This is a genomic window from Pedobacter terrae, from assembly GCF_900100705.1.
GTDB classification, from domain to species: Bacteria; Bacteroidota; Bacteroidia; order Sphingobacteriales; family Sphingobacteriaceae; genus Pedobacter; species Pedobacter terrae.
Window position 1 is genome coordinate 602,172 of the sequence record NZ_FNCH01000001.1, and the last position, 20,337, is coordinate 622,508.

Genomic DNA, 20,337 nt, shown 5'->3' on the forward strand with positions numbered 1-20,337 from the left:
AATGAATATGAATATTGTTCCTGGCTTAGAAGTTTGTGCCAATTCTTACCAATCGGCATTGGCCGCCCAAAATGGCGGAGCAAAAAGAGTAGAATTTTGTGATAACCTGGCAGAAGGTGGTACTACACCAAGTTATGCCCAGATTGCATTAGCCAAGAAAAATCTCTCTATCGAAGTTTGGCCGATTATACGTCCACGTGGAGGAGATTTTTTATATTCTGAAATGGAATTTGAAATCATGAAAGAGGATGTAAAGGTTTGTAAATCATTAAATTGCGAAGGTATAGTTACTGGAATACTTAAGGCTGATGGCACGATCGACAAAGAACGCTGTACGGAACTTATTAATCTGGCCAAACCTATGGAGGTTGCTTTCCACAGGGCATTTGATATGAGTAACGATATGGATCAGGCGCTGGAGGATTTAATTTCCCTTCAAATAAAAAGAGTACTTACTTCAGGAGGTGCTTCTTCTGCAATGCTAGGGGCAGAAAAATTAGCAAAGCTGGTAAAAAAAGCAGCGGGACGGATTACAATCATGCCTGGTGCCGGAATTAATGAAAGCAATATCCACAAACTGATTGAGCAAACCGGTGCTACAGAATTCCATGCCTCTGCCAAGGAATTTGTTTCCAGTAAAATGGAATTCAGAAATACAGAAACCAAAATGGGCAGTATTGAAGACGAATACCGGTACGAACTCACCTCGGAAACCAAAGTGAGCGCATTGGTTGATAGTATAAATGAAGCTTTTAAAATAGCATCTGCTTAATAGCGATCGTAAAAATTATATTAAATATCAAATCGCCTTTTACGTTAGTTTTTAATGCTAATCACCACTTCTGGGCACATAGTGTAACCCAGGTGTAAGGTAGTGAAGCAAAATCACTCTCGAATAGCGGTAATTAATGGGCGATAACAACAAAACACCGGCTAAAATTAACCCCACATAGTACCACAGATTCTCATATACTAAGTCTAAACCTAAAACATAAGAAGCTACACCAATGGAAATGATTTCTGCAACATTCATGGCATAACTTACAAACATTGCTACATAGAAAAAGCCAGGTTCGCGCTCAAATTTCAAATTGCAATGTGGGCAGTTTACATTTGTTTTTTGTAGCCTCAATGAGTAAGCACTACCTGTAAAAATATCACCCTTGCGGCATCGTGGACACTTACACTGTACAAAAGCCTGGAATTTCGTTAACTCTGCCATAATCTCCTAATTTGATCCTACAAAGATAAGCCTAAAATTAAACACTTATTTATGATCTAGGTCATGTTTGAGGTATTAGTCTAATAATTTAACAGCTTATTTATCATTAAATATCCTGTTGTTAACTGTACAAATCACTGAAGCATGGCTAAACCTTAACAATTTTTCCTTTAACGGTTTTAATCAGGCCTTTCCCGGCTAGTAGTTTCATTCCCCGGATAACAGTTTCTACCCTCAAACCAGTCATGTCGGCTAGTTCTTGACGTGTTACTCTTAAATTTTCGCCTGCCTTAATATCGGTAAGAAGGTAATTGATCATTGTTAACAAACGGTGATCAGCCTTTTCGCTCGCCAGCTCCTCCAGCATCATCGATTTATAAAACAGGCGGTTACTTAAATTGCGGATCAGCTCCATGCTAAAGTTAGGCTCGTTTTCAATCAGCTTGAAAAAATCTTCTTTATTTACCGAAATAATCTGCGAATCTCTACTGGCAATAGTGAAAGCTAAATAAGGTCGATCGGTTAACAAGGCCGGTTCGCCAAAATATTGACCTGTTTTAAAAACACCTTGAATAAATTCTTTCCCTTCATCGCTCACGGTAACCATACGCACCTCGCCTGACTTGATAAAATACACATAGCGGGGCTGCATTCCAGGCTCATAAATAACCGAATCTTTTGGATAGCTTTTGAGTTTTAAACCTTTATCAATCAGTTTCTGGATGTTCATTGGTGTGCAGGTTTTGGCGGAATAGCATGTATCTACATAACATTTAAAACAACGGCCTAAAAAGCCTCGTTAAAAGCAATATATCCACAAATGCAAACGCTACTATTTAAAGATTCTTCATTGCATTCAGAATGACAAAATTGACGCAGGCTAGCCTAAAGTTTCCTTCATTAAACGGGTATAGAACTCTTTTAAGGTAATGCCCATTGCTGCTACCTGCTGTGGAATAAAACTCGTTGCGGTTTGGCCGGGAATGGTATTAATTTCAATAAAATAAAATTTATCGGTTCCTTCCTCCAGAAAGTAATCGATACGCACCACGCCCCTACAGTTCAGTTTTTGATAGACCTCTTTTACCAACTGTTGCACACGGCTTAGCTCTTCAGCATTCATTCTGCCAGGGGTAATTTCCTCGGTCGCGCCTGGTGTATATTTGGCTTCGAAATCGAAAAACTCATTTTGCGGAATCACTTCTGTTGCAGGCAAAACGATAATTTGTCCGTCTGAACCAAAAATGCCGATTGAAAACTCCCTGCCGCTTACAAACTCTTCGATTAAAATCTGTGTATCCTCTTTAAATGCTTTTTCAATCGCTTCTTCCAGATCATCAGCATGTTTTACCTTAGTCATGCCGATACTGCTTCCTCCACTATTGGGTTTAACAAAATAAGGCAACCGTAAATCCTGCTTAATCTGATTTAGATTATAGTTTCCACCTTTAAATATCTGAACAGATTTTGCGGTATACAGGTGATCAATATCTGCCACAATAGCTTTGGTATAACCTTTATTCATGGTGATGGATGAAGTTAATGCATCGCAGGTAGTATAAGGAATACCCAACATATCAAAATAGCCCTGTAATTTTCCATCCTCACCAGGAGAACCATGTATAGCTATAAAAACACCATCAAACTTAATTTTTCTTCCTTCCAGCGTTAAGGAAAAATCATTTTTATCAACTTCAATTTTAACAGAATCTGCAGGTTCATAAAACCAACCTTTTTCGTTCAGCATAATCTTATACACATCGTATAAATTAGGGTCGATATTTTGAGCAATAGTGGCTGCGCTTTTTACAGAAACAACCCATTCGCCTGTGGTACCGCCTGTTAGCAATGCTATCGTTTTCTTCATGTTAAAAATCCTTTTATAAATAGAAATTGAATATAAATATATCCTCAAAAATATAAATATCTTTGTGCTTTAGTATGTTTGGAGGAGAATTATTGAAGGAGTGAGTGATTGAATAATTGGGTGAAGAAAAGATTCGATAATTCAATCCATCATTAAAATAGTTACATTTGAGCTTGTACGCATAACCCAAATTAAGATTCATGTCTAAATTTATAGAGTATTTAAAAACCAAATCGTTTAGAAACAACATTTTAGCGGCTATAGTTACTGTTATAGTGCTGCTACTGATTGCTTTTTTTAGTTTAAGATATTACACCAAACACGGACAGGGCCTTAATGTACCTTTGGTAAAAGGTTTGTCTTTTGAACAGGCCGTAAAAAAACTGGAAGATGCCGGACTAAAATATGAGGTGGACTCTGTTTTTATTATGGATCAACCTGCCGGAATGGTAATTGATCAGGATCCTGACCCCAATACTTTTGTAAAGGATAACCGTACCATTTATTTAACCATTAATGCGGGCAAAACGCCGAATACAAAATTCCCTGATATTGCGTTTAAAACTTTAAGAGAGGCACAAGCGATTATAGAGAGTTCGAGGTTAAAACTTGGCGACACCACCTATAAGCCGGATGTAAGTCGTGATGTGGTTTTAGAAGCCTCCTTTGGTGGTCAACCGATAACAGCCGGGCAGGTAGTGCCTGTTGGTTCGAGAATTAACCTGGTATTAGGCGATGGACGTGGCAACGAAGAAGTAGATATCCCACAGTTAATGGGCTTAACCATCGATGAAGCTAAATTTAGCCTGAGAGGATCTAACCTGACGCTAGGTAACATCCTATATGACGGGCCGATTACCGATAGTGCTGCTGCAGTGATCACTAAACAAGACCCAATGTTACTTGATTCGGTAACCAAAGTGCCAATAGGTACCAGAATTAACATTACGCTATCTAATAAACAACCATAAACAAGTATCATTGACAGATGACTGAAGTAGAAAAAAAGAACATGAGTACAGGTAAAAAAGCGGCTATAGTTATTGCGCTTGTCGTTATTTTAATTGCCGGTTACTTTGCGTTGAATATTTACAGGCTTTATTTTGCCCCTAATGTTACCGAAAATCAAAAATATTTATACATCAAAACCGGAAGCAGCTATGATGATTTGGTTGCGGAAATTAAAAAGAAAGATCTGCTAAAAAGCATGTCGTCTTTTACAGCTGCTGCCGGAAAAATGAATTTAGCAACAACTGTTAAACCAGGACGTTACCGTCTGAAAAAAGGGATGACCAACCGCACGTTGATCAACATGATCAAAGCCGGAAACCAGGACCCTGTTAAATTAAAATTCCATAACATCCGGAAGAAAGAAAATTTTGCAGCCTATCTGGCCAGCAACCTGGAAGCCGACTCGTTAAGCTTTATCAAGGTATTGGATTCTACTGCGCTGATCAGCAAATATGGTTTTAACCAGGATAATGTGTACGCCATGTTTATCCCGAATACCTATGAAATGTACTGGAATATTTCGCCGGTTGATTTTTTTGAGCGCATGCATAAGGAGTATGAGAAATTCTGGACGGCAGACCGTAAACAAAAAGCAGCAAGTTTGAACCTTAGTCCTGCACAGGTGTACACGTTGGCTTCAATTGTAGACGCAGAAGCACTTTATGATAAAGAGATGCCAATTATTGCGGGTTTGTATTTAAACCGTTTAAATAAAGGGATATTGCTTCAGGCCGATCCGACGGTGATTTTTGCCAATGACGATTTTACAGTAAAAAGGGTAACCGGAAAATTATTACGGGTGCAATCGCTTTATAACACCTATAAATATGCAGGTTTACCTCCCGGCCCGATTATGATGCCGAGTATTAATGCCATTGATGCCGTGCTTAACCGCGATAACAACAATTACATCTACATGTGCGCTAAGGAGGATTTTTCAGGTTACCATAACTTTGCCGAAACCAAGGCTGAACATGAAATTAATGCAAAGAAATACCGCGAAGCGTTAAACAAAAGAAATATATTTAAATAATGTTTAGCCACAGTACAAAAATCAGGGTTCGTTATGGCGAAACCGACCAGATGGGTTATATGTATTATGGCAATTATGCACAGTACTACGAAGTAGGCCGGGTAGAAATGTTGCGCAGTTTAGGCATGAGCTACAGCTCAATGGAAGCTGATGGTATTATGATGCCCGTTTTAGAATTAAAGTGTAAATACATAAAACCTGCTCTTTACGATCAGGAAATTACCGTAAAAACAATCATTAAGACCTTGCCGGGTGTTAGGATCTTTTTTGAGTATGAGTTGTATAATGAAAAAGAAGAGCTGATTAACATTGGTTCAACCACATTGGTTTTTGTTGATATGAAGAAAAATAAACCGACAAATCCACCCGAAAATTTTATGGAAAAGTTATCGGTGTTTTTTTAATTAAACAATATAATGGAATGGTTACACAGGCAGTTATTACATCTTAAACTCTATTCTAGATTTGTAGAATGGACTAAAGGGTGTGTTTTGCCTGGTTTTAGCCCACTACCTTTATATACCGTCGCGACATTTTTCTTTCGGGAAATCGGAAAAGATGCCTTGGTAAACAAGTCATCATCTTTAGCATACAGTTTTATGCTGGCTATTTTCCCGGGGATTATCTTCCTGTTTACCCTGATCCCCTTCATCCCGATTAAAGGTTTCCAGGATCAGCTTTTAAATTTAATTCAGCTGGTATTGCCGCACAATGCATTTGATGCCTTTGAAGCGACCTTAAAAGACATCATTAAAAATCAAAATCGTGGCTTATTGTCTTTCGGTTTTTTATCCGCACTATTTTTTGCCACCAACGGGGTTAAAAACCTGATGAAGGCTTTTAATAAATCATCAACGATTATCGAAACCAGGGGCTGGATCAAACAACGTTTTATTGCACTTGTACTAACTATAATTATCTGCTTTTCGATCATCATCTGCATTAGTGCAATGGCCCTGGGTGAAGTTTTGCTGAACAAAATTAATGATGAACTGCACCTGAAAGACAGTTTTTTGATCTATACCATCAAATTTACCCGTTGGGCATTATTGGCAATTTTGTATTTCATTACTATTTCCATTTTATACCGTTACGGACCCTCCCACACAAAAAAATGGCGCTTATTTAGTGCAGGTTCCTGGCTGGCCACTATCCTGGCCTTCCTTACCATTTGGGGTTTTTCTTTTTACATTAACCATTTTGCTTCCTACAACAAGGTTTATGGCTCTATCGGAACACTGATTGTAGTGATGATCTGGCTTTACCTCAATTCATTAATTTTACTGATCGGTTTTGAACTGAATGCTAGTGTTGATGTGAGCAAAAGAAGTGTGAAAATTATCCGCCCGACCTTTAATTTGTTCAAAAAATCGGAGCCAATTGAGGAAAATATACAGAAAAAATAATTTTTTCTCCCTCTGTGTTAAGTAATTATCAAGTTTATATAAAAAAAAAGCTTTCTGAGTTTGCAGAGTTACGCTGAGTTTGTACTTTTGCAGCGGAGAGCTGGCAGAGTGGTCGAATGCGGCAGTCTTGAAAACTGTTGACTGTAACAGGTCCGGGGGTTCGAATCCCTCGCTCTCCGCAGAAAAATTAAAGCCTGAAATCATAATATTTCAGGCTTTTTTGGTTTTTCTAAAACATATTCTAGCGCAAATCGCAACGCCTGCGGCCTAAGCACATTGGTCTGAATGAGCTTTCATTACATCAATCTCAAATCAACCGTTATTTTCCCATTCCAGTTCGGTTTATTATTTTAATCCATAACCCAGTCAAAAGCTCGCAAATCGTATGATAGCGGGCTTTTTTAATTTTCGGAAGCACCAAAATATGCATAAAATAGTATACTTGAGATGAGCAATTCGGTGAGTAAATTCAATTTTGAATAGTGCGTACTCGAAACGACATAAAACGTTAATCCACAGCATGTTCCGAAGATATACATCTTGATTTTTAATGACTGCAAAGCTAGATTTGTTACACTTTAAGGTGAGTCATTATGAAAATTAATTTGAGTTTACTCTTTTACTTGAAGAAGAGAAAAAGTTACAAAAACGGCCCTGTAGAGGATTACGGTGGACGGAAGGCGTTCCGAAATTACTACAGGACGCTCCTGCGAACCGGAGAAATGGAGTATTTCGGCAGGTAGATCGTCCGGAAAAACGGAAGAGTCCCGAACCCTAAACGCATATCTGACAGATCTAAAAACCAAGGTTTACGAAATCCATCGTCAGCTTGTCCAGAAAGATGAAATTATCACAGCCGATATCATCCGCGACAGATTTTTGGGAAAAGAAGAAACACCAATTACACTGGTTAGTGTTTTTGAGGAACACAACCGCAAGGTTGAAATTCTGGTAGGCAGCAAATACACTAGTGGCACAGCCGAGAGATACCGTACATCTCTCAAGCACACAATTAACTTTCTTCAATGGAAGTATGAGGTGAGTGATGTACCCTTAAAGAAAATCAACCATCAATTCATAAGTGAGTATGATTTTTATTTGAGAGCTGTACGCAAATGTAACAATAACTCAGCTGTCAAGTATCTAAAAAATTTGGAAAAATTATCAGGATCTGTCTTGCCAACGAATGGATGTCTGTTAATCCATTTTAAATTATAAACATAAGGTTAAACCAGTTGAACGGGAATATCTTACCGAAAACGAGATCAGTATTATAGCCAGCAAAGCAATGGTGAGTGATCGGCTGGAACAGATACGGGACATTTTCCTCTTCTCGTTTGACCTCAAAAAATGTGTACAATTTCTGGAATACATAAAAATTAGTTTAAGGTAAGCTAATCATGTATCTGTAAAGTAAAAATGTACAAAAATAAGGATGAAGATTCAGATCCGCGCCTAACTGTTCCTGAAAAAGATAGATAATATCCAAAAACAAAGAGTTAAATTCTTGGTGAGTTACTTGTTTATCTTTTAAAAAACCACCTAGAGGATTGAGCCAGGTAAGTGTGGAGGTTACATAATTTTCCATGAAATCCTGCCATATTTCTGGAACACCAGACGCAGCGAGATCCAAAGGGAATAGCTGTCTTTCCAACATAACAGTTTCTCTTATTGTCTTCCGTGACAGCATTAACGTAATTATCTCCCTTAATTGTAACTCCATCTTACGGCAATCACTAAAGTAAGTGTGCAAGACTGTCATTAGGACGTATACTGAGATTCCAACTTTAAATTCATCTCCAAATTCCCCATCTATTTGACTTGCTATAATATTGGTAAATATACTTCTGATTTGAAGTAGCTCACTCGAGTCGAAAACAGAGGTTTGCTGATTAAATGGTCTATAGATAGCCATCTTTACAGCATTATTTTCAAAATTCATAAAAAAGCTATCCATGGGGAACTTCTGAACCAAATTTTCTGAGGGATAATGGATTAGGTATTCCGAAATATTCTCTTTAAGAACGCTTTCGAAGCCCAAATTTTGATTACCTTGCACAGTTAACTTAATATGGTGTCCCTGATCTTCGCTAAGATGCCAATAAAAGCAGTTAATTTTTTTTCCTTTAATACACCCATCCAGCTCAGGAATTAAACATTGCCTTATGAGTTGTTCCCAGCGAGAATTGTGATAGAAAATGGAAAAATATGATTCTTTTTTGTTTTCTGATAAGATCATTAGCTTATTGATTTTAAGTGCTGTAATGCATTTTCTTTTGCTGTTTCAAAAATCTCTAATGGAACTCGTGCAGCCGGTGCAGTGCCATTCCCATTCCCCTGCCATCTCCAGGAACCTTGATGTATGTGAGCGGCATATTCCCCAAAATAACAAGATTCTTCAATATGCCCTGGTTGGATGCATATCCTTCCCCCGTTCAATAGTAATTTGACATCTGGAAACTTATCCACTGTGTGATGGTATATATTTGTGAGTGCCCCCGGCCCTGCATATTCCAAAACCTCTTCTTCGGTATGAATGGCGTGATGGCTATTTTCTAATATGTATATCAACATTTCAATCCAAAACGGGTGACTTGGCTTGCTGCCAAACATATAGTTGGCTATGCGCATCTGGTGGGTATGTCCAAGATAAAAAGCTTGAGCTGCAGATATTGTTTTCTCCTCGGCCAATACTAGGTTTTCAGAAGCTAAATCATCTAAACGTTTTAAACAAAGCATATCCATATCCATATAGAATCCGCCGTAGATATAAACCAATATAATTCTGAAAACATCTGCTTTTTGAACGGTGAGTTCCTGCATGTCAAACCAGTTGAAAAGATATGGTACATGCTCCTGAATGAGTCTGGTCGCAGAATCCATATCATAGACATTCACTTCCCAATCCGGATGGGTATTTTTGATCCTGTTAAGACAATATTTAAATACGGTTGGCTGTGGCTCCTTATTATTGAGATAGACACAATGTATTTTTTTTGGTATCATTTGATAAATGCTAGGATTAGTTCAAGGACTGATTCTGATCTTCTTTAACAGCTTTCCACCAGCTACCAAAAAAATAGTGCACCGCATGCGCCCGATCCAATCTTTCTTGGATCTCTTCAGTGATTTCTCCGGACAGGACATCCCGGCTTTCATGCATGCTCAGCGGAGAGATACGCTCGGCTGAAAGAATTTTCACGTTGGTTTTTCCCGGAAAGCTTTTATACAATTTGGTAAGAAAAAATGGTCCAGTAGTATTCAGGGTATTCAATACCGTGTTCTCATTTCTGATCTGGATTGTGGCGATTGATTCACAGAGAAACTTGAAGAAATTATTTTCTGGTGTGCAGCCCATAAATGCATTGCTAACGATTAAATCCATGTAAAACTTCTTGCAATGATCTTCAGGTTCACTTCCAAACACGACGCTGTTTCCCTCCAATAACTCTTCTACATTTTGAATGCATTCATAATCCATATCTACAAAAAGACCGCCGTATTGATAAAGGATAAAGTATTTTACAGCATCAGCTTTTTGTATGGCTGAAGGATACTGTTCATAGATGGGTAAAAAGGAAGGAAAGAAGTTTTTGATAAAATCATAGTTCATTTGATCTGTCCACAATTTGTATTCCCAATTTGGATGGTGTTCCTTCCAAGTCTGAGTGAGTATCTGATAATGCTTTGGAGGCTGATCATTCTTCCAGGTTTGATGGATAATTTTTGGGATGTTGTCAACTGATTTCTTTTGACTAACCCCCTTAAACTCTTTTTTTGAGTCAATTACACGATCAAAAAAAGATATAATTTCTTCAATGTGATAATTAAAGCTTAAAACTTCTCTTTTCTTCCATATCTCCTGCCTCATATCATACATCTTCTCTCTATCGCCAAGTTGAAGAGCAAGGTCATCAAAGGAATTATAAAAAATTCCAAAACCATGTTTTTTTGTGAAGGATTGGGATGCACAGATATGTTGCGTATTATCACGCTGGATCATTGGCAGCCCGGCAGCTCCTAAGGTTGACATTCTGGCGGCATAGTTAAGATCGAGCCAGTTTGCTTTCATCATTTCCCCGTTATTTTCTGAATCGAAAATATGAAGCCAGCCAGCGTCGTATTTAGAAAGTTCAACTACCCAATTTTGAGGTGTACAAACCGGATGCAAATGCAAATATCCTGGGGCTAGTGCATTCGCTTCTTCAATCCATGTTTTATACACACTGTGGTAAAAATCTCCATAGATATGTAAATGGATCTTTCTCCGCGACAGTTCTTGTATATCTATTGGAGATAGTCCGAGGGGTCTTCCGGGAACAACTGTATGGATTTCACCATCAAGCTGTGACAACAATGGACTTGGTTTTCCCTTGAATCTATCGATGTGAGGCAGATCGCCATCGAGAATCATACTGAGCGGGGTCTCAAAATAAAAAAATTGCTCATACCATATTTTAATCTCCTGATTGAGGAAAATGGTTCCATCTGCATATTCAAAAATATCAATCATTTGATCCCAAAGACCTTTTTGCCTGCAGAAAAATGGACCTTCTTTAAAGTGCCATACAAAAGGAATTTCAAGGTTTTCACGAATAACCCTGTGTATAAATGGTATTGCCTGAAAATTTAGAAGTGCATAAATGATGTCGGGTTTGATTTCCTTAACATGCTCCTGCCAGTTTTCTTTAGGCACATCAATAATATTTCCAAATGGCAGTGGGCCAATAGCGTTAAAAAAAGAGGGGCTACCCGTCCATAACCCATATAGCTGATGTCCCTTTTCTTCAAAGGCCAGAACTCTTTCGGCGTTATAAGCTAACTCACCAACTAGTAGAATCTTTAATCCTGATCTTTGAGGAGAATTTTGAGGGTTATCAAACTCCAAATATTCAGTATGCTCATCAATCATCCCCCCAAACACGGAGTTATATTTAAGCTTTTGATTGATGTTGTAAAACTGTTTATATAAATTGATTCCTCCACCCCAACGCTCACTAATGATTTTGTGCCGCTGACTGGGATGGGAAGTCCATTCAGATGTAATTTTCATAGTGAATTTTGGCACAGTTCCTATCAGTAATCTATTCCAAAACATTAGATTTAGGCTGTCTGTAACTAACTCATTCCTTTCCATCCACCGCGTTTCTGTTTTTTGGTGCATAATCTGGACTAATTGGTATCCAATGTCTGCAAACGGTCCAAAACATTTTTGTCCAGCACTGCCATTATTATTATCCTGATAGTTATACTTTGCCCCTGAACAAAAAAATGTCCCTTCGGGATTGGCTTCTGCTAAGTTCCATAGCGACTGCAAGTGATCGGAAAAATAAAGATCGTCCGAAGGCAAATAGCTGATATAATCGTATGATGCATTTTCCAGTCCAAGGTTAGCTGCAGTACCAAGGCCCTTATTGTTTTTATAAAAAAAATACTTAATACGTTTATCACCAAGATATTTTTCTATCAATTCTACTGTACCGTCAGTGCTTCCGTCTACTATTATGATAAGCTCCCATTCAAGAAATGTTTGGATCAGTAAACTCGTTATTGCTCTAGATATAAAGCTCACCTGATTATAGGTGGGCATGATTACGCTAATTCCTTTTCTTTTCATTTAATTTTAAAAAAAAGCGACCAGATACAAAATATGCATTTGGTCGCCAATGTATAATAAGGTTGTTCAATATTCCAAACCAATAGAAAGAGACAAATGTATTTAAATTATACCCACCTATTGATTTTTTCGAAATTTCAGAATACCGGAAGCCTCCCTAACCAATTGTAAAGCTTTGTCCTTCGCAGCATCTGTGAAATAAAATACGATTGTAAATTCGCCTTTACCTTTCCTGGCAGCTAAGACATACCTATCGTTATTATATTTATCTAAGAATGCGTCAGAACAGTTTTTTGTGTATTCCACTGCATTATCGGCATTAAATTTCTTATCGGCCTTCTGCTGGTGGTACACCAAGGAGCTGAAATGGAGGGAGTCGGCTTCACTTTTCTGTCTTTTAAGAATATTGGAGACGGGTTCATAATATTGCTGTCCCCGATCCCTTATAAAATCCCCAAATCCTATAATAATGCTGCTGTCTTTATTAATAACAGAATATACAAGCGTTGTGGTTTTGTTATAAAGATCATCCTTACATTTAAAACTTGTAGTGGAATCCTGTTCAGAAAAACCAGCTGGCAGCGTGTACTCTAAATTTAATTCGTCCAAGCATATTTTGAAAATTCTGTCATACTTTTGGCAAAACGCAGACATTTGTAAAAAGGTTACAAAAGCTGCGCAAAGCAAAATAGGTTTAGGATTGAAGGTATGTATTTTCATGATGATTACTAAATAGCGATTAGGTAATTTGTACCTGCAAGGTCTCCACCTGTAACATTACGCGTGACTTTTGCGGTTGGGTCATAAATTTCATAAGTACCGTCTCCATTTCTGCAGTTGATAATGATGGAATGACCTTCACCGTCCGGTCCTTGGTTGGCCAAATTGGCAAGAACTCTTTTGCCTGAAGTAAGTGTTGCATTTAGATTGCTTGGGGCAACGGATTGTACACTGAAATAGTTCGACATTAAGTTGAGCATGATATCTGTGCTTGTAGTCACCCCTGTCATTACTCCTTGACTATTTCGATTAATCATGTTATCACTATTCTGAGACCTGTAATAGTTTAACCAGTGTTCTTGTGAATATTGTGTTCCACCGTAGATTCCGCTTAAATATGTGAGCGTATCAAAAACGCAGTTTCCATAGGGTGTTGCATTTGTACTTGAATAACCTCCATAACCACCATAGCTACCGTAGCCGCCAGAACCAGAACCCCCAAAATAATTTGGATCTTCCCACCAATTCGTATAACCTCCATAGCCTCCATATTGGCCATAGCCTCCATAACCTCCGTTGTTTCCACCACCTGGAGAGTAGCTTCCCGCAGGAGGTACATATCCATTCTGCATTGCCGCGTACATGTCTTCCCAGGAATTATAAGCTCCGTAGTTACCGGTCCCCCCTTTTAGCATCGATAGATCAGACTGATCGATCAATGTCATTTCTTCCCTTAATGCGTCGAGGGAAAGTTTCAGTGTTACTTTTTTCATAATTTAGAGTTAAATGTTAATAGATTTAGATTTGATTATTTGGTTGATGAGGCAAGCTTGAAAAATTCTTAAACAGGTTACCTTTGTGTATACGCTTATTTTTTACCTTTATCAGTCCCTTTTTTGTGTTTTCATCCATAATCAGCCTATTGGAAAGTTGATGAAAAAAAAACAATGCCTCTTCACGCAGCGTTTCAGATTCAATCTTATAAAAACCTGGATGCTGAGTTAATTGGTCCTGTTCGCTCCCAGCCCATTGACCATTCACCCAAGATTTTTCGAGAATGGAAAAGTGATAATGCTGTAATGAGTTTGAATTTATTTTGCGTTCCAAGCTATTGTAAACGAAGTTATTGATCATAGTTGCGCTTTTGGTTGTTCCATCTTGGAAAAGGAAAAGTAACTCCGAAGTGTAGGCATTAATATACCTGATAAAAAAATCAATGAGATAAAATCCTTCTTTGGAATTTAACATCCGCTCTTTATTGGAGTGAGGTATAGCCCTAAGGAATAATGGGTTTGCAATATCTATTTTATGAAGTCCTGATCGTCCCAAACGACAGATCAGATCAATGTCTTCAAAACCATAATGTTTCATCCTTTCATCATAACCGCCGATTTTCATAAAATTATCTTTCATCATACAAATTCTCCCAAGAACATCATTTCTACCTTGCGATATATAATAGGTAGTCATAAATACATCGGTTCTGTTTTGGAAAACTTCATTAACATACTGCGCAAATCCCGGGCCTGTAAAATTGTCTGCATCAATATTACAGATCACATCACCGGTAGCCAGGGAGGCAACCAGATTTCTTGAATGTGCCCAGTCGTAGAACTGAACAGAATCAATTCTATAGTATACGATCCTGCCATTATACAATTCATCCTGGTAAGAATCCCTGATATATTTCTCCAATTCATCCGAGGAGTTATAATCAAGAATCACAAATTCGAGATTTTTGTAATCCTTATTGTCAAAAAGATTCTTCGGGAGAGTCTGTCTGAGATAGAACAATCTATTCATGCAGGTAGTACAGAACGAGATTTTGATATCACTCATCATAGAAATTATGGTCCGGTAAATTATTAACTGTTGCTATGACAAGAAATTTCTGCTTTCGAGCATTCCTGATAAATATGAATCAAAGAAAAAAATTGACACAAAAAGATCGAAGGGACTGAAGCCAGCGAAGCGTGGTTTAGAGTTTTCATGAGAGCGGTTAAACTAAAACGTTTTTATATTTGGTTAAATATTATTAGTGTAATATTAAGAATTACTTCTTACATTTAAAAGCTTTTCAAAATAAAAACCAAATATTAGCTCTCATGATAAAACGCTTTCCTCTCGATAGGCAACTGGACGTAATGGACTGTGGCCCTGCCTGTCTTAAGTCAATCGCCAAATTTTATGGTAAATTTTACTCCCTGCAGTTTTTAAGAGACAAATGTGGCATCTCTAGGGAAGGAGTCTCGTTTATAGATCTGAGTTACGCCGCTGAGAGCATTTCACTCCGCAGTCTAAGCATAAAATCAACTGTCGAAGATTTGCATACTAAAATTCCGTTACCTTGTATTGTTCATTGGGATGATAGTCACTTTATTGTAGTCTACCGGACCACTTCTAAAAGTATATATGTTTCCGACCCAGCCAAAGGTCTTATCAGATACAGCTATAAAGAATTCAGAAATAAGTGGTATAAAAAAGAAGAAAACTGGAACATGGGGGCTTTACTGGCACTCGAACCACAGTCGGAATTCTTTCAAAGGGAAGAATCTGAAAAACTAAATAGGAAGAAGAGCTGGGAAAATCTCGTTAGTTATTTCAGTCCTTACAAAAAAAACTTTGCGAATTTGTTTTTGGTGATGCTTATCGTCACCATCCTCCAGGCTGTACTTCCTTTTATATCGAAGTCGGTGATCGATGTTGGTATCCAAAGAAACGATGTCGATTTCATTAATATTATTTTAATTGCCAACATTGCCATTATCTTAAGTATTACACTTTCCAATGCGGTTAGGGATTGGATACTGATCCATATCACCTCTAGAATAAATATTGCTTTGATTTCTGATTATCTGATGAAACTAATGAAATTGCCAATCACATTTTTCGAAACTAAAATGACCGGCGATATTCTTCAACGGGCTAATGATCATGAACGGATCAGGAGTTTTATTATGAATAACTCCATTAACATGATATTCTCGGTACTTACCTTTTTCATATTTGCAATCATACTTTGGATCTATAATACATTCATATTCTATACTTTTCTGATAGGAAGTATTCTTTATGTTAGCTGGGTTTTAGCTTTTCTGAAAATCCGGCAAAGGTTAGACTGGAATTACTTTGAGCTGATATCCAAAAACCAAAGTTATTGGGTGGAAACAATCGAAGGTATGCAAGATATTAAGGTTAATAATTACGAAAAGGCCAAAAGGTGGAAGTGGGAAAATATTCAGGCCCGGCTATATAGGGTAAACTTGCGAAGTCTTAGCATAAACAATATGCAGAACTTGGGCGCACAGTTTATTGACAGCCTTAAAAATCTGTTGATTACTTATTTTTGCGCTAAAGCAGTTATAGCGGGTGAGATTACCTTCGGGGTTATGATATCTACACAATTCATTATAGGTATGCTAAGCGGCCCTGTACAGCAATTTGTACAGTTTATTATCTCCGCTCAGTTTGCCCATTTGAGTTTTCTACGGCTAAATGAGATTCATGAACTTGAGGAAGAAGATGATGAAACCGGGACAAACGATCTTGAACTCACTGTCAATAAAGATCTGACTTTACATCAAGTTTATTTTGCATACAACCATCACTCCCCTCCTGTACTTAAAGGGATTAATCTGGTCATTCCTGAGGGGAAGGTTACCGCTATTGTTGGTGACAGCGGCAGCGGAAAATCAACCCTATTAAAACTTTTGCTGAGGCTTTATCGTCCAACGCATGGGGAAGTATTAATTGGTGATATGAACGTAAACAATATTGGTTTGAGGCAATGGCGGGATAAGGTTGGAGTTGTTATGCAGGACGGAAAAATTTTTAATGATACCATTTTGAATAACATCGTACTCGATGATGAAAAAATTGACTACGAAAGATTGAGGCATGCAGTTGAAACAGCCAACATTGCGCAAGAAATTGAGCGTTTGCCCCTTGGTTACAAAACGATTATGGGTGAAATGGGTAGAGGGCTTAGTGGTGGGCAGAAACAACGGGTACTGATCGCGAGAGCTTTGTATAAAAATCCTGATTTTCTCTTTTTTGATGAAGCGACCAACTCTTTGGACACGATAAATGAACAGAAGATTATCTCGTCATTGGAAACGGTGTTTAAAAACAAGACGGTGATTGTTGTGGCGCATAGGCTTAGCACCATAAAAAAAGCTGATCAGATTATTGTGATGCGGGATGGGAATATTGTAGAACGCGGTACCCATGAATCTCTCATGAAACTCAAACTGAGATATTCCGAACTGGTTGCTTCTCAAATGGATTTAATTGGAACGGTACCGATAAACCGAGCTGAATCAAACGCCACACTATAATTATTAGCAGAAAAATGGAAAATAAACTTAAAAATATTCAACGTACTGAAGAAGTTCAGGATATTATCGAGAGAATGCCTGCAGCTTTTGGATTTCGTATTACCATTGTGGTGATGATTATTGTAGTAAGCTTCCTGTTATTCGGTTGGATCATAAAGTATCCGGATGTAGTGGCGGGCAGTATTGTTATCAATGCTTCGTCTTCCCCCGTAAAATTAGTTTCCAATACCAATGGAAAAGTGATGTTAAAAGGCTTGCGTAATTACTCGGTGGTTAAGGAAGGCGATTATATTGCTGTGATCAAAAACAGCGCCGACCCTAAGGATGTATTATTTATAATGGACAAATTAAAAAAGATTAATTTTTCCAAGGATCTACACTCATCTGTATTGAACAGCTTTCCCCGAAATCCAATCCTTGGGGAATTGAATTTGAAATATTTTACATTTCTCAATGCCTTTTTCAAGTCTGTCCAAGAAAAAGAAAGTAACCTCTACAGTAAGCAAAATGATCTACTTATATCTATGGCAAATGATTATAAGGGAATTATCGAGATCACCGATAAACGGCTTAAAATGAGTGAATCGAGCCTTGATCTTGTTAAAAAATCCTATCAAAGAGATTCAATACTTAGCGCAAAGAAAGTCCTCGCTGAATCAGATAATGATCGATCAAACATGTCCCTGATTTCTGCAAAAGATGCGCTACAGGCAATGTTGAAAGACATTACTCTTACAAAAAGTCAATTGGCTCAAACAGAAAACCAGCTCCAACAAAATCAGATGCAAAAAATATTAAAAGAAAAGCAGCTTGAGATTGACCTGGTAACAGCTTACACAGAACTGGAGAGTGCAATCGAATCATGGGAACAAAAGTATGTTTTCAAGGCCCCCATAGCTGGTAAGGTACAGTTCACAAAGTTCTGGACTGAGAATCAAGCTATTCAAGCCGGAGAGGACTCCTTCACAATAGTCCCCCAAGAAAGTGACATAGTTGGACAGATGACTTTACCGGCTTCAGGGGCAGGAAAAGTAAGAATTGGACAGGAAGTATTAATAAAGCTAGCTGACTACCCATATCTTGAGTATGGAAATGTCAAAGGGATTGTTAAATCAATATCACTCTTAACAAATCCCTTAAAAATCCAAAACAACGAAATCGAAACCTATCTGGTCAATGTGAACCTTCCGGGTGGGTTAAAAACAAATTATGGGTCTCAGCTACCGTTCAGATTTGAAATTAAGGGTTCAGGAGAAATTATTACAAGCCCAAGAAGATTAATTGAGCGGCTATTCGATAACTTAAGGTATAAGCTAAAAGAATAATTCCATGGAAAAGTTATATGATTATGTGATTATTGGTTCTGGTTTATTCGGTTCCGTGTTCGCTCATGAGATGACAAAAAGGGGAAAAAAATGTCTTGTCATTGAAAAAAGATCACATGCTTATGGAAATCTGTTCTGCGAGAAGATTGAAAATATAAATGTCCATAAATATGGTGCGCATATTTTTCACACCAGTGATGAATCAATATGGAGCTATGTCAACCAGTTTGTCAAATTCAACAATTTTGTAAACTCTCCACTTATTAATTATCAGAATGAGCTCTACAATCTGCCATTTAACATGAACACTTTCTATAAGCTATGGGGAACTGTATCTCCACAGGACGCCAAAGCTGTGATTGCGGACCAGATCGCAAATCTCAATTTCACAAAAGCTACAAATCTTGAAGAACAAGCCCAATTACTAGTGGGAACTGATATTTATAATATGTTCATTAAAGGTTATACAGAAAAACAGTGGGGTAAAAGACCAAGTTTGCTCCCTGCATCCATTATCAAACGAATTCCCGTTCGCTTTACATACAACAATAATTACTTTGACGATCATTATCAAGGCATTCCAATAGGCGGTTACAATGCCTTAATGGAAAAATTTTTAAATGGAATCGATCTTCGACTCAACTGCGACTATTTTTCTGACCGGACATATTTCGAATCCCTTGGAAAAAAATTAGTTTTTACTGGGAAAATCGATCAATTTTTCAATTATAAATTTGGTGTTTTGGAATACCGGAGCTTGCGTTTCGAAAACAAGATTTTGCCAATTGAAAATTTTCAGGGAAATGCTGTTGTAAATTATACTGATGCTAATATCCCTTTTACAAGGATTTACGAGCATAAGCATTTTGAATTTGGCTCCCAACCCTCGACAGTGATTACGAAGGAATATCCAATCTCCTCTTCTACTGATAGAGAACCATATTATCCGATAAACGACTCTTTGAATATGACTATTTTTAATCAGTACAAGGAAGTGAGTAAAGACTTTCCAAATGTCATTTTCGGAGGAAGATTGGCTGAATACAAATACTATGACATGCATCAGGTTATAGGATCAGCTTTGACTAAGATGAAACATGAACTTAAGCTGGCGTATGTATAAACAGCATCTCTAAGAATAGCTGTCTGTGTATTTCGGCGATAATAAATGTTGATACCTCTGCCGTTTACCACTGAAAGAGCCGTTTAAATAAAAATGCATACCCTATTGGGGTCAACCAAAATGGTCTTTCCACTGGAATGATCTGTTAGTTAAATTTACCGTTTTAACGAACAAATAGTCATAACCAGTGAAATACTGGTCTTCTTGGCCGATGCAAGCTCTACGAATTTTTACATTACTGGACCGCTTTATCTTCGTGTTTTTCAAAATTGCCGAAATGAACATAGTTCATTAACCTGATCTCTTTTCCAAAGTACACTTTTCAGATCGGATTTTACAAAATTCGTGAATATGGTTTGACATCGTTTCACCAGCAAACAGAAAATAATTTGAAAGTGCTCAGAATTACTCTCCTAAATCTTACAATTATATCTCATCAGAGTACTTTTAATAGTTTTGTTAATATTAGTCAATTAAATCACCGCATTTTACCACAAGCTGGCGAAAAGAACTGGATGTTAGCTCAATCGAGCTACAGAAGAAAAGTTCGAAGGCTTTGTAATGACCCGGGCGTTGACTTTCCTAGCATTATCCCAGTAACATAAAATTTCATTCATCACTTTAAATTCATCTCTGATATAGAGTCTACCCAACCAGCTTTTTATAGATGCTCACT

At 37.7% G+C, this 20,337-nt stretch carries 18 protein-coding genes and 1 tRNA gene; 10 read left to right on the plus strand and 9 right to left on the minus strand.

Annotated features, from left to right (window positions below):
• Position 1 precedes the first annotated feature (1 nt).
• Entirely contained in the window at positions 2-772 is a 771-nt protein-coding gene (locus BLR60_RS02605) for a copper homeostasis protein CutC (RefSeq protein WP_244155570.1), read from the plus strand.
• 57 nt (positions 773-829) lie between these two features.
• On the opposite strand, the gene BLR60_RS02610 is transcribed toward BLR60_RS02605, so the two are convergent.
• The 3 genes from BLR60_RS02610 to BLR60_RS02620 form a co-directional block, all read right to left on the minus strand.
• The gene (locus BLR60_RS02610) at positions 830-1,222 is read right to left on the minus strand and encodes a DUF983 domain-containing protein (protein WP_090496487.1); all 393 of its coding nucleotides are present in this window, start codon (positions 1,220-1,222) and stop codon (positions 830-832) included.
• A gap of 148 nt (positions 1,223-1,370) precedes the next feature.
• The gene (locus tag BLR60_RS02615) at positions 1,371-1,952 is read right to left on the minus strand and encodes a Crp/Fnr family transcriptional regulator (protein ID WP_090496488.1); all 582 of its coding nucleotides are present in this window, start codon (positions 1,950-1,952) and stop codon (positions 1,371-1,373) included.
• A 150-nt stretch (positions 1,953-2,102) separates the two neighbouring features.
• A complete protein-coding gene (locus BLR60_RS02620; protein WP_090496489.1) occupies positions 2,103-3,089 on the minus strand; it encodes a D-alanine--D-alanine ligase in 987 nt (328 codons plus the stop codon).
• A gap of 200 nt (positions 3,090-3,289) precedes the next feature.
• Here BLR60_RS02620 and BLR60_RS02625 point away from each other — a divergent pair, with 200 nt between their 5' ends.
• The 6 genes from BLR60_RS02625 to BLR60_RS02650 all read left to right on the plus strand — a co-directional run bounded on the left by BLR60_RS02625 (position 3,290) and on the right by BLR60_RS02650 (position 7,757).
• On the plus strand, positions 3,290-4,060 hold the full coding sequence (locus tag BLR60_RS02625) for a PASTA domain-containing protein (RefSeq protein ID WP_090496490.1): 771 nt from the start codon (positions 3,290-3,292) through the stop codon (positions 4,058-4,060).
• A gap of 17 nt (positions 4,061-4,077) precedes the next feature.
• Positions 4,078-5,133 carry an endolytic transglycosylase MltG gene (gene mltG, locus BLR60_RS02630; protein ID WP_090496491.1) on the plus strand — a complete coding sequence of 352 codons (1,056 nt, stop codon included), beginning with the start codon at positions 4,078-4,080 and terminating at the stop codon, positions 5,131-5,133.
• Positions 5,133-5,537 (plus strand): acyl-CoA thioesterase, encoded by a 405-nt coding sequence (locus tag BLR60_RS02635; protein WP_090496492.1) that lies wholly within the window; start codon positions 5,133-5,135, stop codon positions 5,535-5,537. Before mltG ends, BLR60_RS02635 begins: the two co-directional genes overlap by 1 nt.
• Before the next feature lie 12 nt (positions 5,538-5,549).
• The gene (locus BLR60_RS02640) at positions 5,550-6,539 is read left to right on the plus strand and encodes a YihY/virulence factor BrkB family protein (protein WP_090496493.1); all 990 of its coding nucleotides are present in this window, start codon (positions 5,550-5,552) and stop codon (positions 6,537-6,539) included.
• Positions 6,540-6,633: 94 nt separating this feature from the next.
• A tRNA-Ser gene (locus tag BLR60_RS02645) sits at positions 6,634-6,718 on the plus strand.
• Between the two features lie 490 nt (positions 6,719-7,208).
• A complete protein-coding gene (locus BLR60_RS02650; protein WP_167354667.1) occupies positions 7,209-7,757 on the plus strand; it encodes a phage integrase SAM-like domain and Arm DNA-binding domain-containing protein in 549 nt (182 codons plus the stop codon).
• A 166-nt stretch (positions 7,758-7,923) separates the two neighbouring features.
• Here the strand turns inward: BLR60_RS02650 and BLR60_RS02655 are convergent, their stop codons facing one another.
• From BLR60_RS02655 to BLR60_RS02680, 6 genes are all read right to left on the minus strand, one after another.
• The gene (locus BLR60_RS02655; RefSeq protein WP_090496495.1) at positions 7,924-8,778 is read right to left on the minus strand and encodes a lantibiotic dehydratase C-terminal domain-containing protein; all 855 of its coding nucleotides are present in this window, start codon (positions 8,776-8,778) and stop codon (positions 7,924-7,926) included.
• Positions 8,778-9,545, minus strand: coding sequence for a glycosyltransferase family 32 protein (locus tag BLR60_RS02660; protein WP_090496496.1), 768 nt, complete (start codon positions 9,543-9,545; stop codon positions 8,778-8,780). Before BLR60_RS02660 ends, BLR60_RS02655 begins: the two co-directional genes overlap by 1 nt.
• A 16-nt stretch (positions 9,546-9,561) precedes the next feature.
• Entirely contained in the window at positions 9,562-12,156 is a 2,595-nt protein-coding gene (locus tag BLR60_RS02665; protein ID WP_090496497.1) for a glycosyltransferase, read from the minus strand.
• A 117-nt stretch (positions 12,157-12,273) separates the two neighbouring features.
• Positions 12,274-12,876 (minus strand): hypothetical protein, encoded by a 603-nt coding sequence (locus BLR60_RS02670; protein WP_143009012.1) that lies wholly within the window; start codon positions 12,874-12,876, stop codon positions 12,274-12,276.
• 8 nt (positions 12,877-12,884) lie between these two features.
• On the minus strand, positions 12,885-13,649 hold the full coding sequence (locus BLR60_RS25030) for a hypothetical protein (RefSeq protein ID WP_090496499.1): 765 nt from the start codon (positions 13,647-13,649) through the stop codon (positions 12,885-12,887).
• A gap of 25 nt (positions 13,650-13,674) precedes the next feature.
• A complete protein-coding gene (locus tag BLR60_RS02680) occupies positions 13,675-14,718 on the minus strand; it encodes a glycosyltransferase family 2 protein (RefSeq protein WP_090496500.1) in 1,044 nt (347 codons plus the stop codon).
• 263 nt (positions 14,719-14,981) lie between these two features.
• Here BLR60_RS02680 and BLR60_RS02685 point away from each other — a divergent pair, with 263 nt between their 5' ends.
• Genes BLR60_RS02685 through glf form a run of 3 tightly spaced genes read left to right on the plus strand, consistent with a single transcriptional unit; the run spans position 14,982 to position 19,661 of the window.
• A complete protein-coding gene (locus BLR60_RS02685) occupies positions 14,982-17,213 on the plus strand; it encodes a peptidase domain-containing ABC transporter (protein ID WP_090496501.1) in 2,232 nt (743 codons plus the stop codon).
• A gap of 14 nt (positions 17,214-17,227) precedes the next feature.
• Positions 17,228-18,538 carry a putative HlyD family type I secretion protein gene (locus tag BLR60_RS02690; protein ID WP_090496502.1) on the plus strand — a complete coding sequence of 437 codons (1,311 nt, stop codon included), beginning with the start codon at positions 17,228-17,230 and terminating at the stop codon, positions 18,536-18,538.
• Between the two features lie 4 nt (positions 18,539-18,542).
• Positions 18,543-19,661: a UDP-galactopyranose mutase gene (gene glf / locus BLR60_RS02695; protein ID WP_090496503.1), complete on the plus strand. Its 1,119-nt coding sequence runs from the start codon at positions 18,543-18,545 to the stop codon at positions 19,659-19,661.
• Positions 19,662-20,337 lie beyond the last annotated feature (676 nt).

Bases quoted from the DNA above. Each gene is read 5' to 3' on its own strand.
- BLR60_RS02615 (WP_090496488.1), bottom strand. From the start codon at position 1,952: ATGAACATCCAGAAACTGATTGATAAAGGTTTAAAACTCAAAAGCTAT.
- BLR60_RS02625 (WP_090496490.1), top strand. From the start codon at position 3,290: ATGTCTAAATTTATAGAGTATTTAAAAACCAAATCGTTTAGAAACAAC.
- BLR60_RS02655 (WP_090496495.1), bottom strand. From the start codon at position 8,778: ATGATCTTATCAGAAAACAAAAAAGAATCATATTTTTCCATTTTCTAT.
- BLR60_RS02620 (WP_090496489.1), bottom strand. From the start codon at position 3,089: ATGAAGAAAACGATAGCATTGCTAACAGGCGGTACCACAGGCGAATGG.
- BLR60_RS02690 (WP_090496502.1), top strand. From the start codon at position 17,228: ATGGAAAATAAACTTAAAAATATTCAACGTACTGAAGAAGTTCAGGAT.
- BLR60_RS02670 (WP_143009012.1), bottom strand. From the start codon at position 12,876: ATGAAAATACATACCTTCAATCCTAAACCTATTTTGCTTTGCGCAGCT.
- BLR60_RS02605 (WP_244155570.1), top strand. From the start codon at position 2: ATGAATATGAATATTGTTCCTGGCTTAGAAGTTTGTGCCAATTCTTAC.
- BLR60_RS02685 (WP_090496501.1), top strand. From the start codon at position 14,982: ATGATAAAACGCTTTCCTCTCGATAGGCAACTGGACGTAATGGACTGT.
- BLR60_RS02610 (WP_090496487.1), bottom strand. From the start codon at position 1,222: ATGGCAGAGTTAACGAAATTCCAGGCTTTTGTACAGTGTAAGTGTCCA.
- BLR60_RS02640 (WP_090496493.1), top strand. From the start codon at position 5,550: ATGGAATGGTTACACAGGCAGTTATTACATCTTAAACTCTATTCTAGA.
- BLR60_RS02660 (WP_090496496.1), bottom strand. From the start codon at position 9,545: ATGATACCAAAAAAAATACATTGTGTCTATCTCAATAATAAGGAGCCA.
- mltG (WP_090496491.1), top strand. From the start codon at position 4,078: ATGACTGAAGTAGAAAAAAAGAACATGAGTACAGGTAAAAAAGCGGCT.
- glf (WP_090496503.1), top strand. From the start codon at position 18,543: ATGGAAAAGTTATATGATTATGTGATTATTGGTTCTGGTTTATTCGGT.
- BLR60_RS02680 (WP_090496500.1), bottom strand. From the start codon at position 14,718: ATGATGAGTGATATCAAAATCTCGTTCTGTACTACCTGCATGAATAGA.
- BLR60_RS02665 (WP_090496497.1), bottom strand. From the start codon at position 12,156: ATGAAAAGAAAAGGAATTAGCGTAATCATGCCCACCTATAATCAGGTG.
- BLR60_RS25030 (WP_090496499.1), bottom strand. From the start codon at position 13,649: ATGAAAAAAGTAACACTGAAACTTTCCCTCGACGCATTAAGGGAAGAA.
- BLR60_RS02635 (WP_090496492.1), top strand. From the start codon at position 5,133: ATGTTTAGCCACAGTACAAAAATCAGGGTTCGTTATGGCGAAACCGAC.